This window comes from Lelliottia sp. SL45, assembly GCF_026672535.1.
In the GTDB taxonomy this organism is placed as follows: Bacteria; Pseudomonadota; Gammaproteobacteria; order Enterobacterales; family Enterobacteriaceae; genus Enterobacter; species Enterobacter nimipressuralis.
Map to the genome: position 1 here is coordinate 120,755 of NZ_JAPPRH010000015.1, position 23,254 is coordinate 144,008.

Below are 23,254 nucleotides of genomic sequence, written 5' to 3' on the forward strand. Positions count from 1 at the left end.
GTTAATGCGCAATATGACAAAGCTGAATATGATGCTCCTGAATAAAAAGAACTTTTCAGTATTTAATATTATTGAGGCAAGGAGTGAGTGAGATATGCGCAAGCTACTGTTATCTGCTGTTCTGGTGTCCATAGCATTGGCCGCAGCGGGCTGTGACGATGCTAAAAAGAATGAAACGGCGAACGCGCCAGCAGCAAAAAGTGATGCGCCAAAAGAGGGTGGCTCGCTCATTATCGGTATCACGTCCGGCGATCCGCTGGCCGTAAACCCACTCTACGCCAGCGACCGTACCACGCTGACCATCATGCAGGCGCTGTACGCGCCGCTCTACAGTTTTAACGACGGCAAAATCGAATGGGGCCTGGCCGAAAGCCTGACGCCGTCCGCCGATAATCTTAGCTATACCCTGACCTTAAAACCGAATCTGAAATGGCAGGATGGCCAGCCGCTGACCGCCTCCGACGTGGTCTTCACCTTTAATAAGCTCCTCGAAGCCAAACAGCACAGCTTCTTCCGCAGCATGTTCACCTACGGCGGTAAGCCTGTCGAAGTGAGTAAAGTCGACGATCGCACCGTGAAGTTCACGTTGCCACAGGTCAGCGCCGCCTTTACCGGAACGCTGGTGCAGATCTACCCGATTCCGGAACACGTGTTCGCAAAAGAAGCGGATCTGGAAAAGAGCACCAAAAACGATGCGCCGGTAGGTTCCGGTCCGTTCAAGTTTAAAGAGTACCGCGCGGGGCAATATTACGCCCTGACCCGTTTTGACGATTACTGGAACGGCAAAGCGAAGCTCGACTCCGTGACCTATCGCTTTGCCAAAGACAGCAACTCCGCAAACCTTGCGCTGCAAAACGGCGAAATCAATCTGAAGATGGTGGACCCGCAGGACGTCAGCCGCCTGAAGAATACCGGCAAATTTGATTTTGTGGTCTATCCGGAAGGCCGTCTGGCGTACATGACCTTCAACCAGAACGTGCCGGTGATGAAAAGCAAACCGCTTCGCCAGGCGATTGCTTATGCCATCAACAAAGACGAACTGACCCAAACCGCGTTCACCTCGCTGGATTATGCTAAACCGGCCAGCTCGTTCCTGACGCCGGACACGCTTTATCAGACCAACGACGTTGAGCAGTACACGTTCGATCAGCAAAAAGCCAAAGAACTGCTGAAAGCGTCCGGCGCGCCAGCCGATCTCAAGCTGCGCCTGGCCTATGTGAACACCAACAAAACCCAGGAGAGCATGGCGCTCTATATTCAGCAGCAGCTGAAAGGCATTGGCGTGAATGTGGAACTGATGCCGCTCGACTCCAACGCCATGTCTCAGCGCAGCCTGGATATGAACAACACCGCGTGGGAGCTGAACCTCGGCGGTTACATCATGGGCGCGGAGCCGGATGGCTACAAATCCCTGTTCATGAGCAACGAAGCCTACAACTATGCGCACTATAAAAACCCGCAGTTCGACGCCCTGTGGGACAAAGGCGCAGTAGAAACCGACAGCGGCAAACGTGCTGAAATCTACAAGCAAATTCAGCAGACCGTCGCCAACGACATGACCTACTACCCCATCGCCTACACCAATGCGACAGTCGCCGTGGACAAACGCTTTGGCGGGACGCAGGAAGCCGAACCGAAACCGGTTTATATGTTCCAGGACCTTTCAAAAATCTATCAAAAATAAGTCGTTGCCCCGGCCAACTGGCCGGGGTGTTTTTTTAAGGGCATGTCGTGAACACATTACTGACGCGTCGGCTGCTGCAACTGCTGCCGATGCTTTTCTTTATTTCGCTGGTGGCGTTTTTGCTGGTCAAACTCGCGCCCGGCGATCCGGTGGCGGCGTACATCACGCCGAGAATGGCCCCGGAAGATATCGAACGTATCCGCCAGAGCATGGGGCTGGATAAGCCCCTGGTGACGCAATACGTTCTGTGGCTGAAAAACGTTTTGCAGGGCGACCTGGGCTATTCGCTGATTTACCATCGCCCGGTGCTGGAGATGATCGGCGAACGCATTCCGGCCACGCTTGGGCTGATGGGCGCGTCGCTGGTGATGGCGATCCTCCTCGCCATTCCGCTGGGGCTGCTCGCGGGCGCGTTCAAACACCGCTGGCTGGATCACATCCTGAACTTATTCGCCTATATCGGTATTTCCGTACCCATTTTCTGGTTTGGTATTCTGCTGATCACCATTTTTGCCGTGCAGCTGAACTGGTTCCCCAGCATGGGGATGCGCACTATCGGTATGGAGGACAACTGGCTGGACGTGGTGCGTCACGGCGTGCTGCCGTGCATTGCGCTGACCTTCTATAACCTCTCCAGCTACGTGCGCTATATCCGCTCGAACACCATTTCGCAGCTCTCCGCCGACTATGTGCAAACCCAGCTGGCGTATGGCGCCACGCGCACCAGTATCCTGTTCCGCCATGTGCTGAAAAACGTGCTGTTGCCGGTGATCACCCTGTTTGGCCTGTCGTTTGGCGAGCTGGTTGTGGGGGCCTACGTAACCGAAAGCGTCTTTTCGTGGCCGGGGATGGGGCTGCTGGGCATTCAGTCGATCACCTCGCTGGACTACCCGCTGATCATGGCGATCATCATGCTGTCGTCGATGATGCTGATCGTCGGCAATCTGATCGCCGATCTGCTCTATCGCTTCGCCGATCCCCGTATTCGTACCCTGAGGTAACCCCGGATGAGCAGACGCTGGCAACAAGTTCGCCACCAGCTGCGCCGCAACCGTCCGGCGCAGTTTTCACTTTTTATTCTCTTTATTTTTATCGTCGCCGCCCTGTGCGCAGGGCTAAGCCCTTACGATCCAGATCAGATGTCCCTTGGCGCGCGCACCCTGCCGCCTGACGCGGCGCACTGGTTTGGCACCGACGAATACGGGCGCGATTACTTCACCCGCGCCCTGTACGGCGGGCAGATCTCCCTGATGGTCGGTTTTCTGGCGATGCTTTTTTCCACGCTGATCGGCACGCTTGTCGGCACCATCAGCGGCTATTTTGGCGGCTGGCTCGATAACCTGATGATGCGCGTCGTCGATATTCTGATGGCCATTCCGGCGTTTTTCCTGCTGCTGGTGGTGAACGCCTACCTCAAGCCGGGCGTGGATAACATCATCCTGATTATCAGCCTGTTGACCTGGATGAGCATGTCGCGCCTGGTGCGTGCTGAAACGCTCAGCGTCAAAGAGCGCGAATATGTTCTGTATGCCCGCGCGTCCGGCGAGCATCCGCTGCGCATCATTCTGCGCCATATTATTCCCGGCGTGCTGCCGACAATTATTGTGGCGGCGACGCTGAATATCGCATCGGCCATTCTGATGGAATCGACCCTCAGTTTCCTGGGGCTGGGCGTGCAGGCGCCCGCTGCGTCGTGGGGGAGTATGCTCAACAACGCCCAGTCGTACATCGGCGAAGCCTCCTGGCTGGCGATGTTCCCCGGCATTTTGATTTTGCTGACGGTGTTTAGTTTTAACGTGCTCGGTGACGTATTCCGCACCGCTTTTGAGCCGGGAGCGAACCGCGATGAATAACTTATTAGAACTCGATAATCTGCACACTTCGTTTCGCACCCGCGACGGTAACGTACAGGCGGTGCGCGGCGTGAGTTTTCATGTGCAGGCCGGGGAGCTGGTCGGCATCGTCGGCGAATCCGGGTGCGGGAAAAGCGTCACCTGCAAATCGATCATTCAGCTGCTCGGCAGCAACGGGCATATCTCCGGCGGCAGTATTCGCTTTCAGAATGACGATCTGGCGAAGAAGACCCCCGAGCAAATGCGCAAGATCCGTGGCAACGACATTGCGATGATCTTCCAGGACCCGATGACCGCCCTGAACCCGGTGGTGACCATCGGCAGACAGATGTCGGAGATCCTCATTCGCAACAAAGGGCTGTCCAAAAAGGGGGCAAAAGCGGCGGCCATTGCCATGCTCGATCAGGTGGGGATTGCCGAAGCGGAGCGCCGTTACGATCAGTTTCCCCACGAGTTTAGCGGCGGGATGCGCCAGCGCGTGATGATCGCCATCGCGCTCTCCTGCAACCCGAAACTGCTGATCGCCGACGAACCGACAACCGCGCTGGATGTGACCATTCAGGCGCAGATCCTGCGCCTGCTGAAAAGCCTGCAACAGCAGACTCAGACGGCCATTCTGCTGATCACCCACGATCTCGGCGTGGTGGCGCAGGTGTGCAGCCGTGTCGTGGTGATGTACGGCGGGCAGGTGATGGAAGAGGGGAGTGTGGAGGATATTTTTTATCGTCCGGCGCACCCGTACACCCAGGGGTTACTGGCCTCCCTGCCGCGCGCGGACGAGGCAAATCACCGCCTGTCACCTATTGAAGGAACGCCGCCTGGCCTGCTCAATCCGCCGCCGGGCTGCCCGTTTGCCGAGCGCTGTCCGAAACGGATGGCGCAGTGCGAGCGACAACCCGCATTTTATTCCGTTGGCGAGGGCCACCGTGCGGCCTGCTGGTTATGGGCTGATAAGGAGGTTCAGGCATGAGCGAGCAAAATGCCCCTTTAGTGAGCGTCCGTGAACTGCGTAAACACTATCCGGTTCAGGGTGGGCTGCTGCGCAAAGGCGTGGCGGTGAAAGCGGTCGACGGCGTGAGTTTTGATATTCATGGCGGAGAAACCTTTGGTCTGGTGGGCGAATCAGGCTGCGGAAAATCGACGCTTGGGCGCGCAATGCTGCGCCTGTTTGATATCACCTCCGGCGAAATTCACTTTGCCGGACAGGAGATTGCGCAGGCCAGCGAAAAACAGCTCAAGCCACTGCGTAAAAGGATGCAGGCCATTTTCCAGGACCCGTACTCGTCGCTCAATCCGGGTATGACGGTGCAGCAGCTGGTGGCCGAACCGATGCAGATCCACGGCTACAGCCGCGAGGAGCAGCGGGAACGTACGGAAACCCTGCTCTATAAAGTGGGGCTTAAACAGGAACATCTGCAGCGCTTCCCCCATGAATTCAGCGGCGGTCAGCGCCAGCGCATTAGTATTGCGCGTGCCCTGTCGGTGCGCCCGGAGTTTGTGCTGTGCGATGAACCGCTCTCGGCGCTGGATGTGTCGGTGCAGGCGCAGGTGGTGAATATTTTGCAGGACCTGCAGCAGGAACTGGGGCTGACCTATCTGTTTATCGCCCACGATCTGTCGATGGTGCGCCATATCTCCAGCCGTATCGGGGTAATGTACCTCGGAAAGCTGGTGGAAGTGGCCCCGGCGGGCGAGCTGTATTCCCATCCGGCGCACCCCTATACGCGCGCGCTGCTGGCCGCCGTTCCGCTGCCCGATCCGCGCATCCGCCATCTTGAGCAGGCAACCCTGCGCGGGGAGATCCCCGGCCCTACGTCGGTGCTTCCTGGCTGTAAATTTTGCAGCCGTTGCCCGCACGTCATGCCGGTTTGCCGCTCGCAGGAGCCCGCCATGCAGGAGATCTCGCCGGGGCATTTTGCGGCCTGTTGGTTATTTAAGGTCTAAGGTGCCGCGAACAACGCCGGGCGGCGCGAAGGCGTGCCCGGCTCGCACTGTGAATTGTCCCTTTATCAGGTGTATGATAAATCCTCTTCTGTCTGATTCATGTCAACACGCAGACGACAACCCTCATCATCTTGCCGCCTGCCTTTTTAGGTTGGATTCATGCGAAATAATGGAAAGCAAAGCAGTGACGCTCCGTTTGGGACGTTGTTAGGTTATGCGCCGGGTGGCGTGGCAATTTACTCCTCGAACTACAGCAGTCTTGACCCGCGCCAGTACCCCGAAGACGCGGAGTTTCGTAGCTATATCGGCAACGAATACATGGGCCACAAATGGCAGTGCGTGGAGTTCGCGCGCCGCTTCCTGTTCCTCAACTACGGCATGGTATTTACCGACGTCGGCATGGCGTGGGAGATCTTCTCCCTGCGCTTCCTGCGCGCCGTGGTGAACGACACCATCCTGCCGCTGCAGGCGTTTGCCAACGGATCGAAACGCGCGCCAAAAGCCGGTTCGCTGCTCATCTGGCAAAAGGGCGGTGAGTTTCATGAGACCGGCCATGTGGCCGTTATCACTCAGTTGATGGGCGATAAAGTGCGCATTGCCGAGCAGAACGTACTCCATTCGCCGCTGCCGGTCGGGCAGCAGTGGACGCGCGAGCTGCGCCTGTCCGTCGAAAAAGGCTGCTACACCCTGCACGACACTTTCACAGATACCACTATTCTGGGCTGGATGATCCAGACCGACGACACAGAGCACAGCCTGCCGCAGCCGGAAATCGGCGGTGAACAGCTGAAAATCAGCGGGGCGCGACTGGCCAACAAACGCCAGTTCGACGGGAAATGGCTCAACGAAAAGGATGCTCTCCAGCAGGCTTACGTTCGCGCCAACGGACATGTGATCAATAAAGATCCCTGCCAGTATTTCACCATCACCGAAAGTGCCGAGCAGGAGCTGATCAAAGCCACCAACGAGCTGCATCTGATGTATCTCCACGCCACCGATAAAGTGCTGAAAGACGACAACTTACTCGCGCTTTTCGACATCCCGAAAATCCTCTGGCCGCGCCTGCGCCTCTCCTGGCAGTGGCGTCGTCACCATATGATCACCGGTCGTATGGATTTTTGTATGGATGAGCGCGGGCTGAAGGTGTACGAGTACAACGCCGATTCTGCCTCCTGCCATACGGAAGGCGGTTTGATCCTCGAAGAGTGGGTGAAAAATGGCTATCGCGGCACCGGGCATAACCCGGCGGAAGGCTTGCTCGAAGAGCTGACCGGCGCGTGGAAACACAGCCACGCGCGTCCGTTCGTGCATATCATGCAGGACAACGATATCGAAGAGGATTATCACGCGCTCTTTATCCAGCGCTCGCTGATGCAGGCCGGTTTTGACACCAAAATTCTGCACGGTCTGGAAGCGCTGAGCTGGGATGCGGCAGGGCAGCTTATCGATGACGAAGGTCGCGCGGTGAACTGTGTCTGGAAAACCTGGGCGTGGGAAACGGCGATCGAGCAGGTGCGTGAAGTGAGCGAAACCGAATACGCCGCCGTGCCGATTCGCACCGGTCATCCCCAGCAAGAGGTGCGTTTAATTGACGTGCTGCTGCGCCCGGAAGTGCTGGTATTTGAACCGCTGTGGACCGTGATCCCCGGCAACAAAGCGATTCTGCCGGTGCTGTGGCAGTTGTTCCCGAACCACCGTTATCTGCTGGATACGGATTTCGAGGTCAACGAATTGCTCACCAAAACCGGCTATGCGGTGAAACCTATCGCCGGTCGCTGCGGCAGCAATATCGATCTGATCAGCGCCGAAGAGGAGCTGCTGGATAAATCCAGCGGTAAATTCACGGATCGTAAAAATATCTACCAGCAGCTGTGGTGTCTGCCGAAAGTGGACGGGAAATACATCCAGGTCTGCACCTTTACCGTCGGCGGCAACTACGGCGGCACCTGCCTGCGCGGGGATGATTCGCTGGTGATTAAGAAAGAGAGCGATATCGAGCCGTTGATTGTGGAGAAGGATAAGGAGAGCTAATCCGGCACAACGCGCGTCGAAACGGTAAAACCCGCAGATTCTCCTGCGGGTTTTTTATTGCCGTTTTGGGGCTGATGCCATCGATTGATGAATAAACGTAATGAGTTATCCCGAATGTGCTAATAATGCACCGGTTATATTGTTATTGTTCTGTTTATTTTTTCACATTTAGATTGAATGACTGCTTATAAATAAATTACTGGTGTTAAATGCTGATTATTAACAATTGATGGCGCAGTATCCTGTTTCTTAAGGGATAATTTTTTCTGTGTTGTTTAAATAATAACCACGGCACTAAAACTGACATTTCTTTGAAAATCTTTGTGTCATATTCATTGGGAAATAAACGCAAAAATGTACAGGTAGGTATTTTAAATATTTTCTTAAATAACAATGCGTTTATTCCAGGCCGATTTAGGCCCTATTTTCACGGTTTGTCTGGAAACCGCATTTTTTCTCTTAGCATTAACACCTTGTTAACATTGTGGGTATAGTTCCACTTAAGACATTTTGTTATGCTCGCCGTTAAGAAATGTTGAATAAGTAAATTCTTAAAAACGATTATCTGCTACTGATTTCCGTTAGTGAAAATTGGTGCTTAGGCTTTTTCGCGCATTCATTAAACGTTGAAAAATTCTTACGTGTAAGATTTTTACCACTGGCTAAGTGGGGGAGGCGAAGAAAACGATATACACCATCCTCAGGGGTGGAATAGTAAGGGAGATCTATCTTGAGAGCGTTTAAATATACCCAGATACCTGCCGCCCTTGTTTTATTTGCGGCCACGATGTCCTCATCGATGGCAAATAACGGGACGATTGGCAGCGCCCCCGTCGCACGCACGTCATTAAAAGAGAGCATTCTTTTTGCTTTCGATCGCGATCCCTCCGTGAGCCAGCAAGCCGCTCAGATGGGAATTGGTCAGGCCCAGATTGATGAAGCCCGAAGCGGGTGGATGCCGCAAATTTCACTGAACGGCAATACGGGCCATAGCCAGACGACGGACTCCAGCGGTTCGCTGAAAAATTCGGCGGCGTGGGGCTTGAGCCTGACGCAGCTCGTGTACGACTTTGGTAAAACCAATAGCGCGATCAGCCAGTCTTCCGCCCAGCATGACAGCTATCGGTATCAGCTGATGGCGACGTTATCGTCGGTCGCGGAGAAAACCGCGCTGAGCTATGTGGATGTGAAACGCTATACAGACCTGACCCAGGCCGCGCAGGAGAACATCCTGGCCCTGAAAAATGTGCAACAGCTGGCGAAATTACGTTCCAGCGCGGGCCTTAGCTCCACTTCTGATGAGCTGCAAACGCAAACCCGCGTGGCGGGAATGCAGGCGACCCTTGAGCAATACAACGCGGCGCTGAAAAGTGCCCGCGCCAGGCTGTCGGTTCTGACGGGAATTGATGCACAACAGCTCTCCCCGTTACCGACCACGCTTGAGGTGCAGCAGGATTCCCTTGATAGCATCGACTACACGCTGATTCCCTCCGTTCTGGCGGCGAGAACCATGGAGAGTTCTGCCCAGTACGGCATTGAACGGGCGAAATCCCAGCACTGGCCGACCCTGAGCCTGAAAGGAGGAAGAACGCGCTATGAATCGGATAATCGCTCCTATTGGGACGACCAGATCCAGCTGAATATTGATGCCCCGCTCTACCAGGGCGGCGCGGTGTCCGCCAGGGTTCGCCAGGCTGAAGGGGCGCGTGCTATGGCCGCTTCGCAGGTGGATCAGGCTCGCTTTGATGTCCTGCAAAAAGCCTCAGTCGCAATGGCAGACTGGAGCGGGGCGCGTGGCCGAATGGAGGCCGGAAATGTCCAGCTGGAAAATGCGTTACGCGCCCGTGAAGTTTATAAAAATGAATATACCCTCGGTAAGCGAAGTATTAACGATCTCCTGAGCGTCGAACAAGATGTCTGGCAGGCAACCTCCTCCAAAATATCAGCAGAATATGATAGCTGGGCGAGTGCAGTTAATTATGCGTCAGCCGTTGATAATCTCATGCAACGTATTGGAATTGAAAAAAACGCTGCGGCCAAATTACCTGATTTAAGTTAGAGAAACGCGGCTGACGCTGCGGATATAAGTTCAAGAAGAATGGGAGATTTTCATTCCCGGGGATAGTCACATCCTCAGGATAGAAATACTCACAGGCACCCGTGTACCTGCAAGGAGAGAAATATGAGTAACGCTAAGATTGTCGATGTCATTATTCGCAAAACCGCTGAGAAAACAGTATTGACCGGAGAGGGAAATCTCTCGGTATCTGTTTCTGCACCCAGTGTCATTGAAATCCACGGATCGGCCCAGGATGTCGCACGTTATATGCGCCAGGGTAAGGATCTGCTGATTTACATGAAAGATGGCAGCGTGATTCGATGCAATAACTATTTTCTCGACGATCCAGAGGGCAAAAACCATTCCGAACTGGTGTTTAACGACCAGCAGGAACTGACTCATATCACCTTTGCAGAGACGGAAGAGGCCGCGGGGATGGCGGCGGTGGAATTAAGCGCGCAGGCCACGCCGATTTCCACCATCGAGCCGTTCCTTGAGCAGGCCAGTAGCTTAAGCGATGCCCCGTGGGGCTGGATCGCCGGGGCCGCGTTAGGCGGCGGGGCGATTGGCGCGCTGCTGGCGCACGGCGGTGATGGTGACACCAAAACCAAAGTCATCGACAACACCAAAGAGGTCGAAAGCGCGACGCCGACCTTCCTCGTGACGGATAAACAGGGTGACAAGCAGGGTGTGCTGAGTGCAAAAGAGGTCACGGACGATAACACCCCGACCTTTAGCGGCACCGGCCAGCCGGGCGCGACCATTCAGATCAAGGACAGCAGCGGCAACACCATCGCCAGCGCGATGGTCGGCACCAATGGCACCTGGACGGTAAAACTGCCGACGCAAACCGACGGCGAACACACCTGGTCGGTAGTGCAAATCGACGGCAGCAAAACGACTTCTGCGGGCAGCATCACCGTGAATGTGGTCACCGCCGATGCCAGCGTGACGCTGAGCACCACTGCCGGAGATAACGTCATCAATGCCAGCGAGCAGTCCGCAGGATTTGCCCTGTCCGGCAGCAGCAAACATCTCGCGCAGGGCACCGACCTGACCGTCACGCTGAACGGTAAGACCTACACCACTGAAGTGGGCGCGAACGGTGCATGGAGCGTTAACGTTCCGGCGGCTGATGCGAAGGCATTGGCGGACGGCACCTGGACGGTCACCGTGACTGGCAAAGACGCGGCGGGCAATACCGTCACCGGAAATCAGACGCTGAACGTGGATGCCCACGCGCCGACGCTCTCCGTGGATGCCATTTCGCAGGACAACATTCTCAACGCCGCCGAGCACGGCCAGCCATTAACGCTGAGCGGTAAAACCAACGCCGAGGCCGGGCAAATTGTCACGGTCTCCCTCAACGGCAAAAACTACACCACCACCGTCGGCAGTGACGGCACATGGTCCCTGACCCTGAATAACAGCGACGTCAACGCACTCGCTGAGGGTTCCCATACGGTCACCGTAAACGTCAACGACAAAGCCGGAAATCCCACCTCCACCACCGCTGATTTCAGCGTCGATACCGTAGCCCCTGTCGTGACGGTGAACGCCGTCGCGGGTGATGACGTGATCAATGCCGATGAGCAGGGTCAGGCGCAGATTATTTCCGGTCGCGCGAGCGGCGCAGCCGAAGGTGACGTGGTTACCGTGACGCTGGGCGGTAAGCACTATACGGGCGTCGTGCAAGCCGATGGCAGCTGGAGCGTAGGCGTTCCGGCGAACGACATCCGTGCGCTCGGCGAAGGTCACTTTACGCTCTCCGTTGCAGTGACGGATGCGGCCGGTAACACCGGGAATGCCACTCACGATTTTACCCTGAGCGGTGCAGCACCTGAGTTGACGATCGACCCTATCAGCCAGGACAACGTGCTGAACGCTCAGGAAGCGATGTTGCCACTCGATCTCAGCGGCACCAGTAATCTGCCGAACGGCAGCGCGGTAACCGTAACCCTGAATAACATCAGCTACCAGGCCACCGTGGAGAACGGCGTCTGGTCGGTACAGGTGCCGGTGACTGACGTGCTGAATCTGGCGAATACCCTCTACACCGTAAGCGTGAGCGGAACGGACAGCGTGGGCAACGTCGGCAGCGCGGACGCCATGCTGCTGGTGGATACGGCGCTGCCGCAGGTGATCATCAATACCTTTGCGGGCGATAATCTGGTCAACAATGCGGAAGTCGCCGTTGACCAGACGCTCAGTGGCCGCGTCGTTGGTGCGGCTGCGGGCGACACCGTCTCCATTACCGTCGGCGGCAAAAGCTACACCGCTATCGTCGGCAACGATCTGAGCTGGAAAGTACTGATTCCGTCCGCCGATCTGAACGCGTTTGGCGACGGCGATCTGACCTTCACGGCATCGGTGACCAACGCCCACGGCAATACGGGCACCGGCGAGCGCGATATTAATATCAACGCCGCCTTGCCGGGCCTGCGCGTCAACACCATCTCTGGCGACGACGTTATTAACGCCATCGAGCAGCATCAGGATCTGACTGTCACTGGCTCAAGCAGCCACCTGGCGCCAGGCTCACAAATGACCGTCACCATCAACAATATCGATTATCCGGCGGTCATTGCCGCCAACGGCAGCTGGCAGATCGGTGTTCCGGCGGCAGACCTGCAAAACTGGAGCGCGGGCGATATTCTGGTTGTGGCCAGCGCGCAGGATCAGTGGGGCAATACCGTTTCCGCTGAACATCCCATTGAACTGAATCTCTCTCCTGTCGCCGTGTCCATCGATACGGTGACCCTTGATGACATGCTGAATGCCGCCGAAAAAGCGGCGGATCTCACCCTTTCCGGCCAGACGCAGGGCGTCGAAGCGGGCCAGACGGTGGTAGTGAAATTTGCCGATCAGACCTTCACGGCCCAGGTTCAGCAGGACGGCTCCTGGAGCCTGACGGTCCCTTCCAGCGCGATGGACGGGCTGAGCGACGGGCGCGCGCAGGTTAGCGTGAGCGTAGCCAACACCAGCGGCAACAGCGCCGATGCGTCACGCGTGATCACGGTGGACACTCAGCCGCCGACGATTGCTATCGACAACCTGACCGACGACAACATCATCAACGCTGCAGAAGCGCAGCAGGATCTGATTTTAAGCGGCAGCACCAGCGCGCAAGCGGGCCAGACCGTGACCCTCACCCTGAACGGCAAAACCTATCAGGCGATTGTGCAGAATGACGGCAGCTGGCAGCTGAGCGTTCCTGCCGCCGATGTGGGTGCCCTCGCCGACGGCAACGTGACGATCAACGCGAGCGTCAGCGACGTGGCCGGAAACAGCGCCAGCACCGATCGAATCGGCCTGGTCGACGCTACGGTTCCGCAGGTGACGATTAATGATTTTGTCACCGACACCAACACCGTGAACTACACCGCCCACTCGCAGGCGCAGATTTTAAGTGGCTCGGTGACGGGCGCGGCCGCAGGCAATCTGGTGACCGTCACCATTGACGGCGTGAATTACTCCACCGCAGTGGATGCGGCGGGCAACTGGAGCCTGGGCCTGCCCGCCTCCGTGATTCAGGGGCTGGCAGACGGAACCTGGTCAATCGACGTCTCCGTGACTGACAGTGCCGGGAATACGGGCAGTAACTCGGTGGACGTGGTGGTGAACACCGCAAAACCGGTGATTGCGATCAACACGCTTGCCGATGACGACGTGATCAATGCGGCTGAAAAAGGCGCAGATCTGGCACTTTCTGGCACCAGCGATCAGCCGCAGGGCACGGTGATCACCGTCACGCTTAACGGCATCCATTACACCGCCATCGCGGATGACAGCGGGAACTGGACGGTAACCGTTCCGGCCTCGGCGGTCAGCGCGCTGGGTGAAGCGAATTACACCGTGACGGCCAGCGTCACGGACAGCGCGGGCAATAACAGCAGTACCACGCACGACGTGCTGGTCGACAGCGCCCTGCCGGTGATCACCCTCAATGCCATCGCCAGCGACGATATTATCAACGCCTCGGAAGTGGCGACCGGGCAGACTCTCAGCGGTAAAGTCAGCGGCGCGGCGAACGGCGATACCGTTACGGTGACTATCGGCGGCAATACTTACACCACGACCGTTAAAAGCGATCTCAGCTGGTCGGTGGATGTCCCGGCAGACGTGCTGAGCGCAATCGGCAACGGCGATCTGACGGTAGAAGCGTCGGTCACGAATGGTCACGGCAATACCGGTACGGGTGAGCGCGATATCACTATCGACGCCAATCTGCCGGGGCTGCGCGTGGACACGGTGGCGGGCGACGATGTGATTAACATCGTTGAACACGGCCAGCATCTGATGGTGACGGGCACCAGTACCGGCCTGTCGGCAGGCTCCGCGCTGACTGTAACGGTCAACGGCAAAACCTATCCGGCGACGGTCCTCGCGGACGGCTCCTGGAGCGCCGCCGTTCCTGCGGCTGACGTCGGTGCGCTGGCGGCAGGCAGCGTCACCATCACGGTGGCCGGCCAGAGCAGCGCCGGAAATCCGGTCTCCATCAGCCATGACGTGAAGGTCGATCTGGCGGATGTGGCAATCAGTATTGACGCGATTGCCAGCAACGATGTGATCAACGCGGCGGAGAAAGGGACCGATCTGGTCCTCTCCGGCACCACGGCGAACGTCGAAGCGAACCAGACGGTCACCCTGACCTTTGGGGGCAAAACCTATACCACGACCGTTGATGCCAACGGCAACTGGACGTACACCGTGCCATCGGCGGATCTGGCGGGTCTCAAAGACGGCGATGCCAGCGTGCAGGTGAGCGTCACCAACGTCAACGGCAACAGCGCCTCGGCAGGCCGCGAGTACAGCGTCGATGCTACCGCGCCGTCACTTTCAATCGAGATCATCAGCGATAACAACATCGTCAATGCGGCGGAAGCGCAGCAGGATCTGGTGGTGAACGGGACGACCAACGCTGAAGCGGGTCAACCCGTAACCGTCACGCTGAACGGAAAAGAGTACACCACCACGGTTCTGGCGGGGGGCAACTGGAGCGTCACCGTTCCGGCGGCCGATATGGCCGGAATCAGCGACGGTCAGTACACCGTGACCGCATCCGTGGCTGACAAAGCGGGCAACCCGGCGAGCGCCGATCGTGACGTGCTGGTGGACGCCACGGTGCCGCAGCTCACCATCGATACCCTTTCCGGCGATGACATCATCAACAGCACCGAGCACGGCCAGGCGCTGATCGTCACGGGCCACGTGACGGGTGCTGAAGCGGGCGATGTCGTGACCGTCACCCTCAACAACAAATCTTACACCGCCACGCTGGATGCCTCTGGCAACTGGATCGTGGGCGTTCCGGCGGCAGACGTGGGAGCCTTGATCGCGGGCGATCATACCCTCACGGCAACGCTGACGGACAAAGCGGGTAACAGCGACACCACCACCCATGACGTGGCGGTCAACCTCACTGCGCCGGTCTTGACCATTGATACGGTCTCCGGTGACGACGTTATCAACAACGCCGAAAAAGCCCAGGAGCTGACGATCAGCGGTACCGCGACGGGCCTGGCGGCTGGCGCGATGGTGACGGTGATGCTCAATGGCAAAGCCTACAGCGCCATCGTCAATGGCGAGGGCAAATGGACCACCACCGTTCCGGCGGATCAGGTCGGGGCGCTGGGCGAAGCGCTGTATGACATTAGCGCGTCGGCAACCGACAGCGCAGGCAACAGCGGGAGCGCGGTGCATACGGTTAACGTGGAATCCGTACTGCCAGGCGTCACCATCAACGCGATTGCTACGGATAACGTGATCAACGCCGACGAAGTGGCGGCGGGCCAGACCATCAGCGGTACGGTGGTGAACGCCCAGCAGGGCAACACCGTGACTGTCACCATTGGCGGCAACACTTACACCACCACGGTGCAGAACGATCTGAGCTGGTCGGTGAACGTCCCGGCGGACGTGCTGACGGCGCTGGGCAACGGCGATCTGACCGTCACAGCCTCTGTCACCAACGGCGTGGGCAACAGCGGTTCCGGCGAGCGCGACATCACCATCGATGCCAGCCTGCCGGGCCTGCGCGTGGATACCGTGGCGGGCGATGACGTGATCAACCGCATCGAACACGGGCAGAACCTGATTATCACCGGCGACAGCGACGGCCTCCCGGCGGGCAGCGCCCTGACCGTCACCGTCAACGGTAAAACCTATCCGGCGACGGTGCTGGCGGACGGCACCTGGAGCGCCGCCGTTCCTGCGGCAGATGTCGGTGCGCTGGCGGCAGGCAACATCACTATTACAGTGGCCGGCCAGAGCAGCGCCGGAAACCCGGTCTCCATCAACCATGACGTGAAAGTCGATCTGGCGGACGTGGCGATCAGTATTGATGCCATTACGACCGACGATGTGATCAACGCGGCGGAAAAAGGGGCGGACCTGGTGCTTTCCGGAAGCACCACGAACGTTGAAGCGAACCAGACGGTCAACATCACCTTTGGCGGGAAAGCCTATACCGCGCAGGTGGATGCGGACGGGAAATGGACCGTCACGGTGCCTTCGGCGGATCTGAACGGTCTGAAAGAGGGCGACGCCAGCGTGCAGGTGAGCGTCACCAACGTTAACGGCAACAGCGCCTCGGCGGGACGCGAGTACAGCGTCGACAGCACCGCGCCGGGCGTGACGATCAACACTGTTGCGGCAGACGACATTCTCAACGCGGCAGAAGCGCAAGCTGATCTGACGATCGGCGGCACCAGCACGGCGGAAGCGGGCCAGCCGGTCGTCGTGACGCTGAACAATAAAACTTACACCACCACGGTAGGCGCAGACGGCAGCTGGACGCTGGACGTTCCGGCGGCGGATGTGGCGAGCCTGGCGGACGGCGTTACCACGATCCACGCCTCGGTGGCTGACAAGGCCGGTAACCCGGCGTCGGTCGATCGCAACCTGACGGTGGATGTCACCGTTCCGGTGATCACCATCAATACCATCGCGGGCGATGATGTCATTAACGTGGCCGAGCACGCTCAGGCGCAAATCATCAGTGGTTTAGCCACCGGCGCGGCGGCAGGCGATAGCGTCACTGTGACCATCGGCGGCCAGACGTACACCACGGTGCTGGATGCCAGCGGCAACTGGAGCGTTGGCGTGCCAGCCAGCGTGATTTCGGCGCTCAGCGATGGCTCGGTGACGGTCTCCGTGAACGTCACCGATGCAGCAGGCAACACCGGCAGTGGCAGCCATAACGTAACTGTCGATACCGGTTTGCCGTCTCTGGGCTTCAATGCCATTTCCGGCGATAACGTGCTGAACGCCGTAGAAAAAGGTCACGATCTGAGCGTCGACGGGATCAGCGCAAACCTGGCCGAAGGCACACGGGTGACAGTCACGCTGAACGGTAAGCAGTACACCGCCACAACGGCCGCAGATGGCCGCTGGGGCCTGACAATACCGGCAGCCGACCTCGCGGGTCTCGGCGAAGCAAACTACACCCTTAACGCCAGCGCCACCAACAGCGTGGGCAACAGCATCAGCGGCAGTGCAAACCTGCAGGTGGATACGGCGCTGCCAGGCGTCACCATCAACGCCATTGCTACGGATAACGTGATCAACGCCGACGAAGTGGCGGCGGGCCAGACCATCAGCGGCACGGTGGTGAACGCCCAGCAGGGCAACACCGTGACCGTCACCATTGGCGGTAACACCTACACCACCACGGTGCAGAACGATCTGAGCTGGTCGGTGAACGTCCCGGCGGACGTGCTGACTGCACTGGGCAACGGCGATCTGACCGTCACCGCCTCCGTCACCAACGGCGTGGGCAACAGCGGTTCCGGCGAGCGCGACATCACCATCGACGCCAGCCTGCCGGGCCTGCGCGTGGATACCGTGGCGGGCGATGACGTGATCAACCGCATCGAACACGGACAGAACCTGATTATCACCGGCGACAGCGACGGCCTCCCGGCGGGCAGCGCCCTGACCGTCACCGTCAACGGCAAAACCTATCCGGCGACGGTGCTGGCGGACGGCACCTGGAGCGCCGCCGTTCCTGCGGCAGACGTCGGTGCGCTGGCGGCAGGCAACATCACTATTACGGTGGCCGGCCAGAGCAGCGCCGGAAATCCGGTCTCCATCAACCACGATGTGAAAGTGGATCTGGCGGACGTGGCGATCAGCATTGATGCCATTACGACCGACGATGTGATCAACGCGGCGGAAAAAGGGGCGGACCTGGTGCTCTCCGGCAGCACCACGAACGTCGAAGCGAACCAGACGGTCAACATCACCTTTGGCGGGAAAGCCTATACCGCGCAGGTGGATGCGGACGGGAAATGGACCGTCACGGTGCCATCGGCAGATCTGAACGGTCTGAAAGAGGGCGACGCCAGCGTGCAGGTGAGCGTCACCAACGTTAACGGCAACAGCGCCTCGGCGGGTCGCGAGTACAGCGTCGACAGCACTGCGCCGACCGTCACGATTGATACGGTCGCCGGGGATAACGTCATCAACGGTAGCGAAGCCGCCGCAGGGATTGTGATTTCCGGTACCACTACCGCAGAAGTGGGCCAGACGGTGACCGTCATTCTGGGCGGTAAAACGTACACCGCCCAGGTAGAGGCTGGCGGTAGCTGGAACCTCGCTGTTCCGGCGGGCGATCTGGCGGCGATGGCGGATAACGGCTATTCGGTGCAGGTCAGCGTGAGCGATAACGCCGGAAACCCAGGCAGCGCCAGCAAGGCGATCACTCTCGATACCACGCCGCCCGTTATCAGCTTCAATACGGTGGCGGGCGATAACGTCATCAACAGCGTTGAGCACGGACAGGCGCAGATTGTCAGCGGTACGGCGACGGGCGCGGCGGTGGGCGATAAGCTCATTATCACGATCGGTGGCCAGCAGTACACCACCACGGTGGATGCCAGCGGCAAGTGGAGCGTCGGTGTGCCAGCCAGCGTGATTTCAGCGTTGCAGGACGGTACGGTGACCATCAGCGCCACCGTGACGGACAGCGCGGGTAACAGCAGCACCCAGACGCACGACGTGGTGGTGAACACCGCTTCTGTCTCCCTGACGGTGGCAACCATCAGCGGCGATGATGTGATTAACGCGGCGGAAGCGGGCAGCGCGCTGACCATCAGCGGCTCAAGCACCCAGTTCGCCAGCGGGACGCAGGTGACCGTTACGCTGAATGGTAAAAACTATACGGCGAACATCCAGAGCGATGGCTCCTGGACGACCACTGTTCCTGCGGCAGACGTCGCGGGGCTGGCGGATGGTGCGCACTATCAGGTGTCCGTCTCCGCCCAGGACAGCGCGGGTAACAGTGCGTCAGCCACCCACACGGTGAGCGTCGATACCACGCCGCCGGTGGTCAGTATCGCCACGCTCGCGGGCGACGATGTTCTGAATGCCGTCGAACAGCAGCAGCCGCTGACGATCCACGGTTCGTCCAGCGCGGAAGCGGGGCAAATGGTCACCGTCACGCTGGGCAGCAAGACCTATACCGCCCAGATCGCCAGCGACGGAACCTGGACGCTGAATGTTCCGGCAACGGATCTTGCGGCGCTGAACGAAGGGGCGTTAACCGTCACCGCGTCGGTAAGCGATAAAGCCGGTAACAGCGGGCAGACCACCCATACCCTGACGGTGGATACCGTTGCACCGGTCATTACCATTGATACCGTGGCGGGCGACGATATCGTGAACAACAGCGAGCAGCTGGCGGGGCAAACCCTCAGCGGCACATCGACCGCCGAACAGGGCCAGAGGGTGACGGTGACCTTCAACGGCCACAGCTATCAGGCGATGGTTGACGCTGACGGTAAATGGTCGGTGTTTGTCTCCGGGCGCGATTTCCTCGGCCTGAGCGACGGGGATTACACCATTACCGCCTCCGTCAGCGATAAAGCCGGAAACCCTGGCAGCACCACGCATGACGTGACCCTGAACGGTGACGTGCCGACCATCAGCATCAACACCTTTGCCGACGATGACATTATCAACGCCGCAGAGCACGGCACTCCGCTGGTGATCAGCGGCACCACCGACGCGCCTGCGGGCCGCACGGTCACCCTCACGCTGAACGGCAAAACTTACACCACAACCGTTCAAAACGACGGCAGCTGGGAATACACCCTGGGCAGCGCGGATGTGACCGCACTGGCCGACGGTGGCGCATATGTCATTCATGCCGAGGTCAGCAACACCCTCGGCAACAGCGCCAGCGATAGCCATAACGTGACGGTGGATCTGACCGCGCCGTCGATGGGGATCAGCATTGATTCTCTGCACAACGACACCGGCCTGAGCAGCAGCGATTTCATCACTAACGATAATCAGGTTATCGTCAACGGCTCCCTGACCGCGCAGCTCGGCAATAACGAGAAGGCGCAGATCAGCCTCGATGGCGGCGTGACCTGGAGCGATCTGACGGTCACCGGCACGCAATGGCGCTATACCGATGGCCGCACGCTGACGGACGGGACTTACACGTATCAGGTCCGGGTGGTGGATAACGCGGGTAACGTGGGCGCGACCGACAGCCAAAACGTGGTGGTCGATCTCACCGCACCGGCCTCCACCACCATTACCGTGGATTCTGTGACCCAGGATACGGGGCTGTCCGGCAGCGATTTTATTACCAGCGATAACCAGATCACCCTGAAAGGGACGCTGGGCGCGGCGTTGGGCAACGGCGAACACGCGCAAATCAGCACTGATGGTGGCGTCACCTGGACTAACGTAAGCGTGAGCGGCCTGGGCTGGACCTGGGTCGATGGCCGCACGCTGGCCGACGGCGATTACAACTATCAGCTGCGCGTGATTGACGACGCAGGCAACATCAGCGCCACCACCAGCCAGGTGGTGACCATTGATACGGTGGTGCCGGACGCGAGTAAAACCGTCACCATCGACAGCATCAGCGACGACACCGGGCTGAGCAACAGTGACTTTGTCACCCAGGATACCTCCCTGACTCTGCACGGCTCGCTGGGCGCGACGCTGTCGGACGGCGAGTACGTGCAGATTAGCCTCGATGGCGGCAATACCTGGCAGAACGTCACCGTGGTAGGCAATAGCTGGTACTACGCGGACGGCCGCACGCTGCAAAACCAGACTTATGATTACTGGGTACGCGTCATTGATACGGCGGGTAACGTGGGGGATTCCGCTCATCAGCAGGTGACTGTCGATACGATTGCGCCTGATGCGGCGATTACCGTTACGGTGGATAACATCACCGTCGATACCGGCTTTGATAACAATGACTTCCTGACCAGCGAAACCTCTTACACGCTGCATGGCACGCTGGGGGCAACGCTCGGGGCGAATGAGTTTGTCCAGGTGAGTCTCGACGGTGGGCAGACCTGGGTCTATGCCACGGTCAACGGCACCCAATGGCAGTATGCCGACACGCGTACGCTGGGCGATGGCGACCATAGCTATCAGGTTCGCGTGGTGGATCAGGCGGGCAACGTGGGCGCGACCACCTCGCAGGTGGTGACTGTCGATACCCAGGCACCGCAATACGGCATTACGGTTGATGCCATCAGCGATGACACCGGGCAATCCGCGAGTGATTTTATCACCAACGATACCACCCTGACGGTCAGCGGATCGCTTGGCAGAGCGCTTGCCAGCGACGAGCGCGTGCAGATTAGTATGGATGGCGGTGCCACCTGGACCGATGCCACGGTGACGCAGACGCAGTGGAGCTACACCGATCCTCGCGTGCTCCCGGAAGGTGACCACACCTACCAGGTGCGCATTATCGATGAGGCGGGCAACGTCGGCTCGACCGCGCAGCAGGTGGTGACGGTTGATACCACACCGCCGGTCACACAGGGTACCGTGGTGAGCTACACGGACAACGAAGGCGAGCGCCAGAGCGATTTCGGATCGTCTGTCGCCACCGATGACACCACGCCACAGATCAACGGGACGCTGAATCAGGCCCTGGCAGCGGGTGAAATTGCCGAACTGTACCGCGACGGCGTGAAGCTGGGTCAGGTCACGATGAACGGGGCGACCAGCTGGTACTTCCAGGACAGCGGTCTGATCGACGGAAACCACACCTACGTGCTGCGTGTCACCGACACGGCGGGGAACAGCACGGATTCCGATGATTTCGTGCTGCGCGTCGATACCAGCATTCCGACCACTACGGCGGCGATCACCGGGCAGACCACCTCGGACACCACGCCGATCCTGAGCGGGACCTTGTCCGCTGAGCTGACCAACGGCGAGTATCTGGTGGTCACGGTTAACGGCAAAACCTACACCTCCGAAACCGGCGGTGCGGTGGTGGTCGACCCGAATCACAACACCTGGTATGTGCAGATACCGGACGGCGATGCGCTGGCTGCCAGCAGCTACAGCGTGACGGCGCAGGTGAAGAGCAGCGCCGGTAATGGCAACACGACAGGCACCACCACCGGCAGCCTGACCATCGGAACCGACTCGGTGAATACCGACTGGGCCAGCACCACCGGCAGCAGCGACAACTCCACCCTGACGCTCGGCATGAACAGCAGCGGGCTGTGGAATATCATCGCCAACGGACGCTCGTATTCCAGCAGCGATATGTCGACCTACAGCAATACCGCCCTGACCAACACCCGTGGCTATAACGTGGTGAGCCAGACGGCGGCAGATTTCGACCGAAACGGTACTGCGGATATTTTCGCCACCGAGACCACCTACGCCGGTTCAACGCAGGTGATGTGGACCTACAACGGCACCAGCTACACCGCCAGCCAGCTGGCGATGGGCACCACTATCTGGTACGGCGGCGTGATTGCCTACGACAAGACCGGTGATGGTTATCTGGACATGGCCTACGGCGATGCCGGGATGGACTCCCTGACCTACCTGATCAACAACAACGGGACGCTGACACCGGATGGAACCGGCGGGGAAGGCGGTTTCTACGGTCAGTTTGACTCAGGACGTGAAATCTCCGGGGTGGACATTAACAACGACGGCACCGTGGATATCGTCCAGCACACCAACCGCAGCGGTGCGTACTCGATGACGGTCATCAACAACGGCGGGAATGGCACGCTCACGGTCGGGCAAACCATCACCAATGTGTTTGTGGTGAACGCGGCAAACACCACCACGGCGGCGTCGATGACCTGGGCTGATTTCAACGGCGACGGGTATATGGATCTCTATCTCGGCAGCAGTTATGGCAACACCGGCGGTGTGATCTATTACAACGACGGTAACGGCCAGCTGTCGGCCTCGAAGAGTGCGGTGGAAGCCTCAAACGCCACGGCGGGTTATCTGTCGGCGGCGGTGGACTGGAACGGTGACGGCCAAATGGACGTGATCAAGTTCAGCACCTACGGCGGATCGCAAACCGCGACGTTGTTCACCAACAACAATAACGGAACGACGTGGACGTCAAGCCAGCTGGCAACTGGCCTGGTGAATGTCACCGGGATTGCGGCGGTGGATTACAACTGGGATGGCGCGAAGGATCTGCTGGTGTCTCAGCAAAACGGCAAAGTGGTCTATGTGCAGAACAAACAGACCATTGCAGACGGCACGGCTATGCACCTGCGTATTGTCGATAGCGAAGGCATCAACAGCTATTACGGCAACACCGTGAATCTGTACAACGCGCGCGGTGAGCTGGTGGCGTCGCAAATCATCAACGCCCAGTCCGGTTTCGGGGTGAATGACAGCTCGGCGCTGGTCAGTTTCTACGGCCTGAAT

At 58.7% G+C, this 23,254-nt stretch carries 7 protein-coding genes and 1 pseudogene; all 8 read left to right on the forward strand.

Features of this window, described 5'->3' with window-relative positions; genetic code table 11:
- The first annotated feature begins 94 nt into the window (after window positions 1-94).
- Complete coding sequence (locus OVA10_RS25810) at window positions 95-1,684, forward strand: ABC transporter substrate-binding protein (RefSeq protein WP_268197237.1); 1,590 nt, start codon at window positions 95-97, stop codon at window positions 1,682-1,684.
- Window positions 1,685-1,731: 47 nt separating this feature from the next.
- Complete coding sequence (locus tag OVA10_RS25815; protein ID WP_129035152.1) at window positions 1,732-2,685, forward strand: ABC transporter permease; 954 nt, start codon at window positions 1,732-1,734, stop codon at window positions 2,683-2,685.
- A 6-nt stretch (window positions 2,686-2,691) separates the two neighbouring features.
- The gene (locus OVA10_RS25820) at window positions 2,692-3,537 is read left to right on the forward strand and encodes an ABC transporter permease (RefSeq protein ID WP_268197238.1); all 846 of its coding nucleotides are present in this window, start codon (window positions 2,692-2,694) and stop codon (window positions 3,535-3,537) included.
- Window positions 3,530-4,507 (forward strand): ABC transporter ATP-binding protein, encoded by a 978-nt coding sequence (locus tag OVA10_RS25825; protein ID WP_268197239.1) that lies wholly within the window; start codon window positions 3,530-3,532, stop codon window positions 4,505-4,507. The genes OVA10_RS25820 and OVA10_RS25825 overlap by 8 nt, the downstream gene beginning before the upstream one ends.
- Window positions 4,504-5,481: an ABC transporter ATP-binding protein gene (locus OVA10_RS25830; RefSeq protein WP_248859171.1), complete on the forward strand. Its 978-nt coding sequence runs from the start codon at window positions 4,504-4,506 to the stop codon at window positions 5,479-5,481. Before OVA10_RS25825 ends, OVA10_RS25830 begins: the two co-directional genes overlap by 4 nt.
- 159 nt (window positions 5,482-5,640) lie before the next feature.
- Window positions 5,641-7,512, forward strand: coding sequence for a bifunctional glutathionylspermidine amidase/synthase (gss, locus tag OVA10_RS25835; RefSeq protein ID WP_268197240.1), 1,872 nt, complete (start codon window positions 5,641-5,643; stop codon window positions 7,510-7,512).
- 799 nt (window positions 7,513-8,311) lie between these two features.
- Window positions 8,312-9,571: a TolC family outer membrane protein gene (locus tag OVA10_RS25840; protein ID WP_268197241.1), complete on the forward strand. Its 1,260-nt coding sequence runs from the start codon at window positions 8,312-8,314 to the stop codon at window positions 9,569-9,571.
- A 123-nt stretch (window positions 9,572-9,694) separates the two neighbouring features.
- Window positions 9,695-22,939, forward strand: a pseudogene (locus OVA10_RS25845) (Ig-like domain-containing protein); the annotation flags it as partial.
- Window positions 22,940-23,254 lie beyond the last annotated feature (315 nt).

Excerpts from the sequence above, each read along its gene's own strand:
- OVA10_RS25830 (WP_248859171.1), top strand. The coding sequence starts at position 4,504 with ATGAGCGAGCAAAATGCCCCTTTAGTGAGCGTCCGTGAACTGCGTAAA.
- OVA10_RS25820 (WP_268197238.1), top strand. The coding sequence starts at position 2,692 with ATGAGCAGACGCTGGCAACAAGTTCGCCACCAGCTGCGCCGCAACCGT.
- OVA10_RS25840 (WP_268197241.1), top strand. The coding sequence starts at position 8,312 with ATGGCAAATAACGGGACGATTGGCAGCGCCCCCGTCGCACGCACGTCA.
- OVA10_RS25810 (WP_268197237.1), top strand. The coding sequence starts at position 95 with ATGCGCAAGCTACTGTTATCTGCTGTTCTGGTGTCCATAGCATTGGCC.
- gss (WP_268197240.1), top strand. The coding sequence starts at position 5,641 with ATGCGAAATAATGGAAAGCAAAGCAGTGACGCTCCGTTTGGGACGTTG.
- OVA10_RS25825 (WP_268197239.1), top strand. The coding sequence starts at position 3,530 with ATGAATAACTTATTAGAACTCGATAATCTGCACACTTCGTTTCGCACC.